Annotated in this window: 12 protein-coding genes; 3 read left to right on the forward strand and 9 right to left on the reverse strand. The window is 46.7% G+C overall.

The genetic code is table 11. The features are described from left to right. Positions 1 to 78 precede the first annotated feature (78 nt). The 3 genes from AACT21_RS15905 to AACT21_RS15915 form a co-directional block, all read right to left on the reverse strand. A complete protein-coding gene (locus tag AACT21_RS15905; RefSeq protein WP_094163240.1) occupies positions 79 to 1,056 on the reverse strand; it encodes a tetratricopeptide repeat protein in 978 nt (325 codons plus the stop codon). 105 nt (positions 1,057 to 1,161) lie between these two features. After that, on the reverse strand, positions 1,162 to 1,845 hold the full coding sequence (locus AACT21_RS15910; RefSeq protein ID WP_017042255.1) for a DUF2786 domain-containing protein: 684 nt from the start codon (positions 1,843 to 1,845) through the stop codon (positions 1,162 to 1,164). A gap of 127 nt (positions 1,846 to 1,972) precedes the next feature. Further along, positions 1,973 to 2,662, reverse strand: a complete 690-nt coding sequence (locus AACT21_RS15915; protein WP_026028133.1) for a DUF3334 family protein — start codon at positions 2,660 to 2,662, stop codon at positions 1,973 to 1,975. 275 nt (positions 2,663 to 2,937) lie between these two features. Here AACT21_RS15915 and ydiJ point away from each other — a divergent pair, with 275 nt between their 5' ends. Both ydiJ and AACT21_RS15925 read left to right on the forward strand, forming a co-directional pair. Next, positions 2,938 to 5,973 (forward strand): D-2-hydroxyglutarate dehydrogenase YdiJ, encoded by a 3,036-nt coding sequence (gene ydiJ / locus AACT21_RS15920; RefSeq protein ID WP_176430155.1) that lies wholly within the window; start codon positions 2,938 to 2,940, stop codon positions 5,971 to 5,973. A 50-nt stretch (positions 5,974 to 6,023) separates the two neighbouring features. Further along, entirely contained in the window at positions 6,024 to 6,515 is a 492-nt protein-coding gene (locus tag AACT21_RS15925) for a methyltransferase family protein (protein WP_013856601.1), read from the forward strand. Between the two features lie 160 nt (positions 6,516 to 6,675). On the opposite strand, the gene AACT21_RS15930 is transcribed toward AACT21_RS15925, so the two are convergent. The 6 genes from AACT21_RS15930 to hutC form a co-directional block, all read right to left on the reverse strand. Beyond that, a complete protein-coding gene (locus AACT21_RS15930; RefSeq protein ID WP_026027168.1) occupies positions 6,676 to 7,401 on the reverse strand; it encodes a DUF3581 domain-containing protein in 726 nt (241 codons plus the stop codon). 109 nt (positions 7,402 to 7,510) lie between these two features. Further along, on the reverse strand, positions 7,511 to 9,043 hold the full coding sequence (gene hutH / locus AACT21_RS15935; RefSeq protein ID WP_094163249.1) for a histidine ammonia-lyase: 1,533 nt from the start codon (positions 9,041 to 9,043) through the stop codon (positions 7,511 to 7,513). 12 nt (positions 9,044 to 9,055) lie between these two features. Further along, positions 9,056 to 10,753 (reverse strand): urocanate hydratase, encoded by a 1,698-nt coding sequence (hutU, locus tag AACT21_RS15940; protein WP_094163251.1) that lies wholly within the window; start codon positions 10,751 to 10,753, stop codon positions 9,056 to 9,058. Between the two features lie 77 nt (positions 10,754 to 10,830). After that, positions 10,831 to 11,844 (reverse strand): formimidoylglutamase, encoded by a 1,014-nt coding sequence (gene hutG / locus AACT21_RS15945; RefSeq protein WP_094163253.1) that lies wholly within the window; start codon positions 11,842 to 11,844, stop codon positions 10,831 to 10,833. Continuing rightward, a complete protein-coding gene (gene hutI / locus AACT21_RS15950; protein WP_094163255.1) occupies positions 11,837 to 13,051 on the reverse strand; it encodes an imidazolonepropionase in 1,215 nt (404 codons plus the stop codon). Before hutI ends, hutG begins: the two co-directional genes overlap by 8 nt. A gap of 127 nt (positions 13,052 to 13,178) precedes the next feature. Beyond that, positions 13,179 to 13,892: a histidine utilization repressor gene (hutC, locus tag AACT21_RS15955; RefSeq protein ID WP_094163257.1), complete on the reverse strand. Its 714-nt coding sequence runs from the start codon at positions 13,890 to 13,892 to the stop codon at positions 13,179 to 13,181. 229 nt (positions 13,893 to 14,121) lie between these two features. Between hutC and AACT21_RS15960 the strand changes: the two genes are divergently transcribed. Next, on the forward strand, positions 14,122 to 14,340 hold a 219-nt coding region (locus AACT21_RS15960), incomplete at its 3' end, for an ASCH domain-containing protein (RefSeq protein WP_141195227.1).

Genomic DNA, 14,340 nt, shown 5'->3' on the forward strand with positions numbered 1-14,340 from the left:
GATGGAGATCGATTGCGTTGTCTATCTTTAGCGAGTGTTTTAATCGCGAGCGGTAATATTTCGCATTAAAAATAACATTTACTTAACGTGAGGTAGGATGATTTTTAACGCACCATTGAGTCGTTTCATTTCTTCTTGTGAGCCTTGAAGATCTGGGTGGTATATTTTGCACAGTTGCTTGTAGCGAAGCTTGATGCTTTTTTCATCGGGAAGTTCACTGAGTTTAAAGCCAAATAATGCACAGGCTAATAGTAATTTTTGATCCTGAGATTGAGCAACATGATTGTTTTGCAGTCTTTTGATCTCTTTGAATAAGCTTTCAAGCTGCCTTTTTTGCTGCTTGATCATAAAGGCTTGCGATTCGATTTCTTGCTGGTGTTGACTATTTTTATCGTGTTGTTGGGTCTTACGTTTTCGGCTCCAGAAGCGGAAAAGATAGATAAGCATCAAAAGGAGTAACATCAGCAACAACAGAGATAAGTAATCCGTCATGATAGGGCTTGCCGAGTTGCGATCAACGGGTGCAGTGCTGACCACCATGTCAGCTTCATCGCTGCTGTCAAAAGCGCTGTCTAATTGGCTGATGGAGGAGACTTGCTTTGCACGTTGTTGATTGAATTTTTCTTGCAATACACGGGCATAACCCTCTTCGGCTTGGCTACTCTTACTTGCCGCAATGCGATACCACATTTCTGACAATTCTAACGCTGAGGGTGGCGAAGGGAGTGTTTCGTATGTTCTAGCGAGTTGTAATTGAGCATTCACATCGCCGCTAGTGGCTAAGTCTGTCAGCCAAAATAGAGCTTGAGGGATGTCTTTTTGGGTTCCTTGTCCCTTTAAATAGAGATTGGCTAGCCTAGATTTGGCTAAGGGGTGTCCATTCTGCGCCGCTTGCTGAAACCAATAAAACGCATTGTTTAGGTTAACAGCAACTTTGTCCCCTTGCTGATAAGCCAGCGCCAATTGATATTGTGCATTTGAGTTTTGTTGCTGAGCTTGGGCAGTTAGCTCAGCAACAGGAGAAGCCAGTACTAATGAGGAGAAAAACAGGCACAAACTAAGGACAACTCTCAAATTTTCACCATGTTTTGTGGGGCTAATTTCTGTTCAAATAGTAGCGCATTTCTATCGAATGCACAGAGCAGAATAGCGCATTAATGGTTATCTAAGACGTTTTGGAGCAGGTGCGCCATCAATCGGTCGGTTTACAGATACTTTACGGCCTTTTTTTAACCCAGTTTCGTAATCCGCGGTAATATTTTTCATGGCATCACGCAGCTGCTGCTTGAAGGTTTCACGGTCAATATTTTGAAACTCTTTATCAATGTAATTATTGATTTTGTTATTGGATTCATCATCGGCGGTGATCACTGGAAGCTTCTCTAATGCCCCTTCAATCCAACCCGAAACGAATGAATTGACGCGCCGTGTGACTTCCATGCTGGAAGTTCCACTACCCGCGAAACTATTTCGAAATTGGCCTGTGTGCTCGTTCATTTCTCGGTAAATGATATCAAAAGCGAATGCGGCAAAAATAGCGCGATCGGCCTCACCAATAAACTCAACACGTTTGAGTCCTTTATGATTGAGTAGCACCGCTTCTACACCAAACTTAGTATTGATACCGCGGATCACTCGCAGTAGTGATGAGGTGATCGATGCGGGTAGTAAATGGGTTGATTGGGTTTTGCCCATCTTGATAAATTCGATGTCATCTTTATCAAGCCCATACTTCAGCATCAGGCTATGCGCCATCTTGATGGCATTGGCCGCTTCATTCACATTCGCGGAATTACCAAGTTCAAGACATTTAGCGATCTTCTTTAGAGCTTTCTGTTTATCCATTAATTCGCAAATACAATTCTACAACTTCAGAAAAGTCCGACATTTTAGCGGTTTTATGCGGGAAGTGAAAGCGAAGTGGAGAATCGCTGCCCAAAATCAGGCAGCGAGTCGAGAGGAGGTTGGTGGTTTAAATACCAAGTTCATCCAATAGGTCTGTAGTCAAATCATCATCACTGTTGTTTTGCTTGTCGTTTTTTGCTTTGGCAGACAGCTTTTGCTGAGTCGCTTCTAAAATTGAATCAGGGCTTTCATCTTCTTGAACTTCAAACTCTTCAAGTTGGATGAATTCGGTTTTATCCATTGCCAGTTCAAGATAGAAAATATTATTACTTTCTGTCGAGAAGGTAACTCGGCGTGCTTGTGGACGATCTAAATTAGTATCCACCGACAAAATTACCTGTTTGTTGAGTGACAGCATCTTCGGTTGGTTTTGGGTAATGTTGGTTTGCAGTTCTTTGCGGATTTTATTTGTGAAGTCGCCTACGAGTTGATTCATCAATTCGCCCAGTACATCGCCCACCTCGTCAGAAGTGTGCAGCACGGCCAGCTCTTCTTCTGGCATTCCCATGTTGCGCATATAACTGGTGTAAATTTCCAGCGCAGCCTTGGCCGTAAAGTTGATAACAACGAGCCCAGAGAAGCCACCATCAAACAAAACGAAACAGCCGAAATCTGGCTTTAGTGACGTTTTGTTGATTTTTTGTACCATCGCTGAGTAAGCAATGTTGGTCGCCGTTGCAGAACTGAGCACTCCTGACACTGATTGACAAAGCTTAAGCAAAATATCTTCAGTGGTAACAATCTTGTTTTTTTTCATTCTGATATCCGTAATGTGCATTGCAGTTTAAAAGCGGTATTTAACTCTCTATATCAATATATAAAGCATAAAGCGTTAATTAACTATATATAGCTAAAATGTTGTGTACAGGAAAAATGTCGTACTGATGACTTTTTAGAGAGATTCATTCTTGCATTGAGATTCTGATTTGATCACCTTTTTAAATGTTGTAAAGTGACGAAATTCAAAGATTAATATCAAAATAACCATTAACCCACAGCTGATTGGATCAGCGCAGTAGGGGCAGGAAGCAAATGTTACCAAGACTTCATCACCAAACGGACGTCGATCCCGTCGTTTTGAGCTTTTTACAACAACTCGAAAACGAGGGGTTTAGCGGCGATATCGAATCACAATACTCTAGCCGACTTGCTGTTGCGACTGATAACAGTGTCTATCAGCAATTGCCTCAAGCCGTTGTGCATCCCAAATCAACTCATGACGTAGCACTTATTGGTAAGATTAGCTCAAAACCAGAGTTTGAGAGAGTCACTTTTTCACCGCGCGGTGGTGGCACTGGTACCAATGGCCAGTCGTTGACCAAAGGTATTGTGGTTGATTTATCTCGTCACATGAACCAAGTGCTTGAAATTAATGCTGATGAAGGTTGGGTAAGAGTACAAGCTGGCGTGGTGAAAGACCAATTAAATGATGCGGTCAGACCATTAGGTTATTTTTTCTCGCCGGATCTTTCGACCAGTAACCGAGCCACACTTGGTGGTATGATCAATACCGATGCATCAGGGCAGGGCTCTTTAAAATATGGCAAAACGTCGGATCATGTCTTGTCTCTGCAAGCCGTTTTTGCCGATGGCTCGGTACTTGAATCGGATCTCTCATTAGGCTTGCCTGAAAGTGGTACTTTTGCTGCAAACGCTTTGCAAGTGACCGAAGCGGTATGCCGTGGCAAGCGCGAACAAATTGTGGCGAAATTTCCACCTCTTAACCGCTTTCTGACGGGCTACGATCTTAAAAATGCGCTTGATGAAGAACGTGATCACTTTAATCTCACTCGGGTACTTTGTGGCGCAGAAGGCTCTTTGGTCTTCATCACAGAAGCAACCTTGAATCTGACGCCTATCCCCCAAGCTCGCACCTTAGTCAATGTGAAGTACAACAGCTTTGATTCGGCATTGCGTAATGCCCCTTTAATGGTAGCGGCCAATGCGTTATCGGTTGAAACCGTCGATTCCAAAGTATTAAATTTAGCTAAGCAAGATATTGTTTGGCATAGCGTCAGCGAGTTATTAGCGGATGTTCCGGGCAAAGAGATGCAAGGCATCAACATGGTCGAATACGCAGGCCAAAGCGAGCAAGAGGTCGCCGCGCAGGTCGCTTCATTGACGCAGCGTCTTGATCAGATGCTTGAGCAAGAACAAGCGGGCATCATTGGCTATCAAGTGTGCAGTGATTTGGCGAGCATTAACCTGATTTACAACATGCGCAAAAAAGCGGTGGGGTTATTAGGGGCGGCTAAAGGCAAGGCTAAACCCGTTGCTTTTGCTGAAGATACTTGTGTTCCTCCTCACCACTTGGCTGATTTTATTAGCGAATTCCGTACCTTGCTGGATGGCAAACAGCTCAGTTATGGCATGTTTGGCCACGTGGATGCCGGCGTGCTGCATGTGCGTCCTGCTTTGGATTTGTGTGACCCACAGCAAGAGCTTCTGATGCATGAAGTGTCTGATGAGGTAGTCAAGCTGGTGGCAAAATATGGCGGTTTAATGTGGGGCGAACATGGCAAAGGTTATCGCTCCGAATATGGCCCCGCGTTTTTTGGTGAGGAGCTATTTACTGAATTACGACGCGTTAAAGCCGCCTTTGACCCGCACAATAAAATGAACCCCGGCAAAATATGTACGCCACTTGAGACCAATTTTGAATTGGTCAAAGTCACGGACACCAAACGCGGCTATTTTGATCGTCAAATCGATGTGAAGGTCCGTGACAGTTTCAAACAGGCGATGGAGTGTAATGGTAACGGTTTATGCTTTAACTATGACACCAGTTCGCCGATGTGCCCGTCGATGAAAGTCACGGCGGATCGTCGTCACTCACCGAAAGGTCGTGCCGGTTTGGTGCGTGAATGGTTACGCCAACTTACCGAGCAGGGTGTGGATATTCTCGACCTAGAGAAACAAGTGTTGGAGTCAAACCCAACCATCAAAACCATGATTGATCGCGTGCGTAACTCTTTCAATAAATCGCGCGAGTACGATTTTTCACATGAAGTGTATGAAGCGATGAACGGCTGCTTGGCGTGTAAAGCGTGTGCTAGCCAATGTCCAATCAAAGTGGATGTGCCGAGTTTTCGCTCTCGTTTTTTAAATATCTACTACTCACGTTATCAGCGTCCGGCTAAGGATTATCTCGTCGCGAATATTGAAACGCTTTTGCCGGTCATGGCAAAGGCTCCGCAAGTGGTGAACGGGGTATTGGCTCAGAAATGGGTACAAAGCCTCACCGCTTCAACCGTTGGTTACGTTGATGCGCCCTTGCTTTCGGTACCGACGTTGGCAAAGCGTGTCGCAGGCCAAGTGGTGAAATTCGATATGCAGCGCCTCGCTGGGCTGTCACAGCAAGATCGCGCTGAACATGTGATTATCGTTCAAGACCCATTCACCAGTTATTACGATGCTGAGGTGGTTGAAGATTTCGTGCAATTGCTGATCAAATTAGGCAAAAATCCGATACTGTTGCCATTCAAACCCAATGGTAAAGCGCAGCATATCAAAGGATTTTTAAAGCAATTCACAACTACCGCGAAAAACACCGCTGCGTTTTTGTCACAAGTGGCTGATCTCAATATTCCAATGGTCGGTGTCGATCCAGCGTTAGTGCTTTGCTACCGTGATGAGTACAACGAAATTCTTGGCGATAAGCGCGGTGAGTTTGATGTGTTGACCGTTCATGAGTGGCTGTTGCCACGTTTGTCGGAGTTTAACCATCACCAAAACCACAGTGACGCGCCTTGGTATCTGTTTGCTCATTGCACGGAAAAGACCAAACTACCGAATGCAGAAAAAGAGTGGGGTGCGATATTTAGCCATTTTGGTTCTCAGTTAAAAACGGTGCCAGTTGGTTGTTGTGGCATGGCTGGAACCTTTGGCCACGAAAAGGATAAGCTGGAGATGTCGAAAGATATTTATGGTTTAAGCTGGAAGCCAAGTTTAGAAAAACTGCCCAAAGAGCGTTGCTTGATCACAGGGTATTCCTGCCGTAGTCAAGTGAAACGATTTGAACAGGTAAAACCAAAGCATCCGTTACAAGCTTTACTGGCATTGTTGTAAACCCTAAGCCCAGACCTTGCTGGGCTTTTTACTATACTGTCGATATTGGTTTGGAGCGAAGCACAGTCAGGTGGAGCAGCATGGAAAAATTTGAACTGAAAATACCCCCAGTGGCGATATTTATTGTGGCGCTACTGTTGATGCATCGTATCTCATACAGTTTTGAGTTTGCAAGCCTCGCTTTACCTCTGCCTCGAGTGGTCTTTGCGATTTGCTTTGTTTTATCTGGCATCGTTGGTTTACTGGGGATTTACGAATTTCGCCGCAAGAAAACCACGGTCAATCCAACCAAACCAGAAACGACATCGTGTATTGTGGATAGCGGTATCTACCGTTATTCGCGTAATCCGATGTATCTGGGGCTCTTTTTCCTGTTGTTTGGCGTGGCTTATTGGCAACACAATGGGTTGAGCCTCGTGGTCGCATTTTTATTTGTGTGGTTTATGAATCGTTTTCAGATTTATCCAGAAGAGCGAGTGCTGGAAGCGCGTTTTGGCGAAGAGTATGTCGATTACAAGCAGCGTGTCAGGCGCTGGATATAGTTGAATGTTGTAAGGCATCCGAAATCAAAAGCCCCGCAAGAATAGCGGGGCTGCAATCTATACAACGAACATGGTTCTATACAACAAATATGGTTCTATACAACAAATATGGTTATAGATAATGGGCAAAAGAGCCCAAGCCATAGTGAAAAGAATACGGTTAGGCTGCTTTTGAAAATTGAGCTAAAAACATCTCTTTACGTTCATTGAAGCGATTAACTAAGTCATCGACTGCTTCTTGGTCATAAGGTTTCAGGCCACTGGCTACCATGCGCTTTACCCCTTTCCCTACGATTTGACCGTTTTCTTTAAAGGCAAAGTTAAGCGTGACAATGCCACGTTTACCGTCAACATCAAACGTCGCACCAGAAAACTCAACTTCAGGTGAAGTGAGGTCTAAACGTTCAAATTCCACTTCCATGCTTTCATAGATGACTAATGGGCGCTGGCAGTTAATCATCATTTGCGCTTCTTCCATCAATGGCACCATGATGTGCGGGAAGTTCATACCAGAAAACTGCACATAGTTCGTCACAACGTGTTCGATAAATGCGGTGTTGTGGCTTACTTGGCCTTCACGGCTCATGTGTAGATACTCTTTGCCGGCAGTATCGACAAGAGCGCTCTCTTTCATACACTTATTTTCAATGTGCAGTGCAATGCCATCGCTGACCATGCCTGAAAAATCAAAACGCATCTTTTGGCTAATGCCTTCTTTTTGCAGCAATACTGCAAAGAGCAAATCGCCCGGAACACAGAAACGCTTGCTGTCTTCGTCGTGGATTGGGTTGAAATCTCCCGCCACTTTTTTAGCAAAGTGACTCGCTTGTTGGCGAGTGAACTGGAATTTTTGATCTTGATGAGAGAAATAAGATGTAAGAGACATAATGTACGCTGTATAGCCAAAACTGACGCGATTATAAGTCAACTCCACTCGATGAATGGTCCAATCAGTAAAAAGAGCCTCACAGAGAGCGAGGCTCAATAGCGTAACATTATAAGCTAGGGAGAAGATTTTCCGGCATGAGCGAGTTATGTACCGCCAGCTCTAGCAAGGTATTAGCTTGTTCAATATCTGGCGAGAAGTAGCGATCCTTATCGTAAAACGAAACTTTTTTACGCAGGATTTGTTTTGCTTCTTCGACTAATGCGGAGGATTTATTGGGCGCTCTGAAATCGAGCCCCTGCGCGGCAGAAAGATACTCGACCGCTAAAATACCACGCGTGTTTTCGCTCATATCACGCAGACGACGACCAGCAAACGTTGCCATCGACACGTGATCTTCTTGGTTGGCTGAAGTGGGTAAGCTGTCAACCGAAGCCGGATGGGCGAGCGTTTTATTTTCACTGGCTAGCGCTGCCGCCGTCACTTGCGCAATCATAAAGCCAGAGTTAACGCCACCGTTGTCCACTAAAAATGGCGGAAGCTTGCTGAGCGCGCTGTCAATCAAGAGTGCCATGCGTCGTTCTGACAAACTGCCGATTTCGGCAATCGCTAGCGCCAAATTATCCGCTGCCATTGCGACGGGCTCTGCGTGGAAATTGCCGCCAGAGATGATGTCGCCATCGTCTGCAAACACCAGAGGGTTGTCGGAAACGGCATTGGCTTCCACTTCTAGTGTTTCAGCCGAATTGCGAATTTGCTGTAAGCACGCGCCCATCACTTGTGGTTGGCAACGCAGTGAATACGGATCTTGCACTTTTTCACATGCGGTGTGGGATTCACCAATCTCGCTGCGGCTGTCAAGTACATGGCGATAAGCGCTGGCGGCATCCATTTGCGCGCGATGGCCGCGAACGCGATGAATGCGCGGATCAAACGGGCGGCGACTGCCCAGCGCCGCTTCGACCGACATTGAACCACACACAATGGCGGAGGCAAATAAGTCTTCTGCGGCAAATAACCCCTCTAGGGCAAATGCGGTAGAGGCTTGTGTGCCATTGAGTAGCGCGAGCCCCTCTTTTGGCGCTAAAGTAATAGGAGTTAGCCCTGCGATTTTCAACGCGTCCAGCCCAGAGATAATTTCGCCGTTGTGGCGAGCTTGCCCTTCGCCGAGCAGCACCGTACTCATGTGTGCTAAAGGCGCTAAATCACCCGATGCGCCAACCGATCCCTTTTGTGGAACACAGGGGGAGACTTGGTGATTAACTAACGCCATCAAGGCGTTGATCACCTCAAGTCGAATACCAGAATACCCACGAGAAAGACTATTAATTTTGAGTACCATCATCAAGCGAACGGTTTCATCCGCCATGAATTTACCAATACCCGCAGCGTGTGAAAGCACGATGCTGCGCTGCAAGGTTTCTAAATCTTCAGGGGCAATTTTAGTATTGGCAAGTAGGCCAAACCCCGTATTGATACCATAAACAGTACGATTTTCGGCAATCACTTGTTCAACGACTTGTGTGCTTGCTTCAATACCCGCTATCGCGCTGGAGTCGAGTGATACGGTGACCGGCTTTCGGCTTACTTGACGCAGTGCTTTTAAGCTCAATTGGCCCGGTTTAATAACAAGATTTAACATGTTTTTTTGTCCTTACTTCAGTTGCGCGAGTTCATGGTTGAGCATTGGCAGGTCGAGCTTTTGTTCTTTAGCACAGCGTTTCGCAATGTCATAACCTGCATCAGCATGGCGCATGACACCTGTGGCTGGGTCGTTATGTAAAACACGCGCAATGCGTTGCGCTGCGTCATCTGAACCATCGCAGCAGATCACCATGCCAGAGTGCTGAGAAAAGCCCATACCTACGCCACCGCCGTGGTGGAGTGACACCCAAGTTGCGCCACCGGCTGTATTGAGCAGTGCGTTGAGCAGCGGCCAATCGGAAACAGCGTCTGAGCCATCTAGCATACCTTCAGTTTCCCGGTTTGGGCTTGCTACCGAGCCGGAATCTAAATGGTCGCGACCAATCACGACTGGCGCTTTTAACTCGCCACTTTTCACCATTGCGTTAAAGGCTTGGCCTAAACGTTCGCGATCTTTCAAACCCACCCAACAGATGCGAGCTGGTAGGCCTTGGAATTGAATGCGTTCGCGCGCCATGTCTAGCCAGTTATGTAGATGGGGGTTATCAGGGATTAACTCTTTCACTTTTTGGTCGGTTTTATAAATGTCTTCGGGATCGCCAGACAGGGCGACCCAGCGAAAAGGTCCAATCCCCTCACAAAATAGTGGGCGAATGTAGGCTGGCACGAATCCCGGGAAGTCAAAAGCGTTTGCCACTCCTTCTTCGAGAGCCATTTGGCGGATATTGTTGCCGTAGTCGAGTGTGGCAGCGCCGCGTTTTTGCAGCGTTAACATCGCTTGAACTTGGACCGCCATCGATGCTTTGGCCGCCTTGACCACTTGGCTTTCATCTTGAGTGCGCATTTGAGCGGCGTGTTCCATGCTCCAATTTAAGGGTAGATAACCATTGAGTGGGTCATGGGCCGAGGTTTGGTCTGTCACCACATCGGGGGTGATATTACGCTCAACTAGCTGTGGAAAAATATCGGCGGCATTACCTAACAAACCGACAGAAATCGGTGTCTCCGAGCTATCGATCATCGCCAAGGCTTCATCTAAACTGGTGGCTTTTTTATCGACATAACCAGTGCGTAAGCGGTAGTCGATGCGCGATTCATCACACTCGACCGCAATCATGGAAAACCCAGCCATGGTTGCCGCTAATGGCTGAGCGCCGCCCATGCCACCTAAGCCGCCAGTCAACACCCAGCGGCCTTTTGCGCTACCAGCAAAATGCTGTTTAGCGATGGCGACGAAGGTTTCGTAAGTACCTTGTACAATGCCTTGTGAGCCGATGTAGATCCATGAGCCAGCCGTCATTTGACCGTACATCATCAAACCTTGCTTATCGAGCTCATTAAAGTGCTCCCAGTTGGCCCAATGTGGTACAAGGTTTGAGTTGGCAATTAGCACACGTGGTGCATTTTTGTGCGTCGGGAAAACACCGACAGGTTTGCCTGATTGAACCAAGAGCGTTTGATCCTCTTCAAGGCGTTCAAGCACTTCAACAATTTTATCAAAGCACGGCCAATTTCGGGCCGCGCGGCCAATGCCACCATACACCACAAGTGCATGTGGGTGCTCTGCAACGTCTGGGTCAAGGTTGTTCATGAGCATGCGCAGTGGCGCTTCGGTTAACCACGATTTGGCTCGAAGTGTTGTGCCGCGAGGGGCGCGAATGGTGCGCGTGGTATCAAGACGTTGCTCTTGAGTATGGGGTTGCGTCATGTTGAGACTCCTTGTGTTTCACAATGTGGCGCTATTGTTGTTATGGTGCCAGTATCGGGTTAAGTGAGGTGTAGCGATTAATCGTCTGTCATGGCATTGGCGATATCCCAACACAACCTTGCTGCGAGACGAGCGGTTTGATTGTCTTGGTCAAATTGCGGGTTGTATTCGGCAATGTCGGCAATTAACAGCTTATTTTTGTGGTAGAAAATTTTGTCAAAATAAGGGGCAAGCGCTTCATAACTTACACCACGTGCTGCTGGGGCGCTGACTCCCGGCGCCGTTGCAGCTGGAAAGACATCTAAGTCAATCGTTAAATAGAGATAGTCACACTGGTCAATGAAGTGCTGCAGTTCACGCAGATGATCAATCGGGCTCAGTGCTGAAAACTGATTATCTTGCATATACCAAACGCCCAGTTCATCGGCTCGTTGAAACAGTGCAGTCGTATTACTTGCTCGGCTCACACCTAAGCAAGCGTAATGAAATGGCCATTGGTTTTGCTCGCACCATTGATGAATTTGATTAAAGGGAGTGCCGGAGCTAGGTCGCACCGAAGCGATCTCTGACTCAAAAGCACGTAAATCGAAATGTGCGTCAAAATTGATGATCCCAATTCGTGGTTGGCTGATGGCTTGTTGACTCAGATATTGCGCTGCGCCTTGAAACGTGGCCCAAGCGACTTCATGACCGCCACCCAGTACGATAACGGGCGTTTGTTTAAGCGTATGGGCAATCGCATCAGCGCACTGTTGCTGAGCCAGCTCAAGTTCATCATCAATACAGCGAATATTGCCCAGGTCAAAAAAGCGAGAGTGCTTATGCCAAGCCATGTTGGCCAGCGCTTGGCGAATGGCATCGGGAGCCTGTTTTGCGCCAATGCGCCCTTTGTTGCGGGCCACCCCTGCATCGCATTCAAAACCGATAATGGCAATGGCTTTCTCATCTTGGCTTTGTTGAATGGGTAGAGTACTGACGGTGCAACGTTGAGTTTGATGGTGAACGCGTGTACCTAACTCGCCATCTTCGGCATCGTGACGGCCTTGCCACTCGAAGCTGTGCTGAGTGTTGCTAAAGGTAGGGTTATTCATAGGTAAATGCTCCGTCAACTACGCGTGCATGCAAACGCGGTACGCCTACTTGATAACTTAAATCGGCTGGGTGGCTAATATTCCAAATGGCGAGGTCGGCATCGTAGCCAGTGGCAATTTTGCCGCGAGAATCAGCAAAACCTAACGCTTGCGCAGCATGTTGAGTCACACCTCGTAAGGCTTCTTGGGGGGTTAAGCCAAACAGTGTGCACGCCATATTCATAATAAGAGTGAGGTCAGCAAACGGCGATGTACCGGGGTTGAAATCACTTGCGATGGCCATTGGAATATGATGCTGACGCAGTAAATCAATCGGTGGGCGTTGGGTTTCACGTAAGAAATAAAAAGCACCGGGCAGCAAGGTTGCCACGGTATTGGAACGGGCGAGTGCAAACACACCTTGCTCATCTAAATATTCGATATGATCGGCAGACAAACCTTGGTAATGGGCGGTTAAAGCGCTTCCCCCTAGGTTTGATAATTGCTCGGTATGACCTTTCACTTGCAGCCCATGCGCAATTGCGGCTTGGAACACTTTTTCTGTTTGTGCCAGCGTAAAACCAATCGATTCACAAAACACATCGACGCTCGAAGCGAGTTTTTGTTCGGCCACCAGAGGGATGATTTCCTGACAAATATGCTCAACATAATCGTCTGATCGGTGTTGATATTCTGGTGGAATGGCGTGAGCGGCGAGCAGTGTTGTGACGACTTTAATGCGGCGATGATCCTCAAGGTGCTTAGCCGCTTTGAGCATTTTTATCTCATCATGGAGCGTTAAACCGTAGCCCGATTTGATCTCAACGGATGTGACACCGGAACGCAGCAACCCCTCTAACCTTGGTAGTGCCAACTCAACCAATTGGTCAATGGATGCGGTGCGGGTGGCGTGGACGGTTGATAAAATACCGCCGCCTTGCTTGGCGATCGCTGGGTAGGGAACACCTTGCAAGCGCATTTCAAACTCATTGGCGCGGTTACCGGCATAGATAAGGTGAGTATGGCAATCTATCAACCCCGGAGTGATAAGCTTGCCTTGGCAATCTATGACTTTGTGTTCTGGCGCGGCGGCGATGGGAATGTGGCTATCAAAGTAGGCGTCAATTTTGCCCGCTTTTATCACCACAGTTTTAGGAGAGCTAGGCTGATAGCCAAGCTCTCCTTGTTCCATGCTGACGATACGCGCGTTGGTCAGTATTAGATCCATCTTTATTGTCACCGTTATCGCTTAGTGCGCTGCTGATTTAAATGTATATACAAATAAATAAGACAAAAGCGCAGGCGGTGCAAGATGAATGTTGCAAAAGTGTGATCGAATGTTGAAATGTTTAGCGTTAATCGAGCATCACTTTAGAGGTTAATTTGTATTTAGAGCCCGGGTGATAAAGCAGTGCAGAGCTGACTAACTTATCGCCACTCCAAGTGCGGCGATTAAGTAGTAAACAGGGTTCATTGACGGCCAACTGCAACAATTGTTTGATGTGATGATCGGCAATAATGGCTTCAACAGTGTGCTCAATGGCACTTAATGGGCAGTTTTGTGAAAGATATTGATTGGGCGTCATGAACGAGAAGTTTTGTTCAAGATAGTGGGGCGCGTAGCGGCTATTGACCCAGCGCACTTCCAGTTGTATCGGAGTGTCATTAGCAAAGTGAATGATTTCACTATAAAAAACAGAAGATCCTAGCATGACGCCGAGTTTGATAGCGACACTTTCATCTGCTGTTAACGCAAGTTGCTTTAAGACTTTACTGCGATATTGCTTCCCTCGGCTAGCGACCTCGTCAGCAATATTACGAATATCAAGTAGCGGTGATTCCGCTTTGTCTTCTACAGCGCAAACAAAAGTACCTAGCCTTGGTCGGCGTTGCAGTTTTCCATCAGCTACCAGATCCCGTATCGCTTTATTCACCGTCATCCGACTCACATTAAATTGCTCAGTCAGTTCTAGCTCGGTGCTTATGCGTTGGCCGACAGGCCAGTGTCCGGATTCAATGTTATCTAAAATAAATTGTTTTATTTGTCTATAAAGTGGTGAGCTTGACATGGGCATGATGAGTTTTATTTGAATATACAAATAATTAACGAAGTCGCTGGGAAATGCAATATTTAGATAAGGCTTTGCGATCATCATCGGCCAAAACTGTGAATTGGTGAAGCAGCTATCGACGACAAAGGGTCAGTGTCACGGTAAGATGGCGTCGTAACTTGTGTTGTAAATAGTAACCTGTGTTGTAAATGGTAACTTGTGGTTTAAATAATAAAGAGAAAATGCGATGACAGCTCCAACAGAAATGACTTTTTTCGCTCGTTTTGAAGCGGATATTTTGGCGAAAAAGAAAGTGATCACCATTCGTGATGAGAGCGAAAAGCACTACCAAGTTGGCTCTATTGTCGAGGTGAGTACGTTGGAAGAGGGACGAAAGTTCTGCCGCTTGTTAATCAATAAGGTTGAACCGATCCTATTTAGCGAATTAAGCCACTACCATGCAGAG

This window comes from Vibrio sp. V08_P9A1T1 (assembly GCF_963874405.1).
In the GTDB taxonomy this organism is placed as follows: Bacteria; Pseudomonadota; Gammaproteobacteria; order Enterobacterales; family Vibrionaceae; genus Vibrio; species Vibrio anguillarum.

Excerpts from the sequence above, each read along its gene's own strand:
- AACT21_RS15910 (WP_017042255.1), bottom strand. The coding sequence starts at position 1,845 with ATGGATAAACAGAAAGCTCTAAAGAAGATCGCTAAATGTCTTGAACTT.
- AACT21_RS15915 (WP_026028133.1), bottom strand. The coding sequence starts at position 2,662 with ATGAAAAAAAACAAGATTGTTACCACTGAAGATATTTTGCTTAAGCTT.
- ydiJ (WP_176430155.1), top strand. The coding sequence starts at position 2,938 with ATGTTACCAAGACTTCATCACCAAACGGACGTCGATCCCGTCGTTTTG.
- AACT21_RS15930 (WP_026027168.1), bottom strand. The coding sequence starts at position 7,401 with ATGTCTCTTACATCTTATTTCTCTCATCAAGATCAAAAATTCCAGTTC.
- hutH (WP_094163249.1), bottom strand. The coding sequence starts at position 9,043 with ATGTTAAATCTTGTTATTAAACCGGGCCAATTGAGCTTAAAAGCACTG.
- hutU (WP_094163251.1), bottom strand. The coding sequence starts at position 10,753 with ATGACGCAACCCCATACTCAAGAGCAACGTCTTGATACCACGCGCACC.
- hutG (WP_094163253.1), bottom strand. The coding sequence starts at position 11,844 with ATGAATAACCCTACCTTTAGCAACACTCAGCACAGCTTCGAGTGGCAA.
- hutI (WP_094163255.1), bottom strand. The coding sequence starts at position 13,051 with ATGGATCTAATACTGACCAACGCGCGTATCGTCAGCATGGAACAAGGA.
- hutC (WP_094163257.1), bottom strand. The coding sequence starts at position 13,892 with ATGTCAAGCTCACCACTTTATAGACAAATAAAACAATTTATTTTAGAT.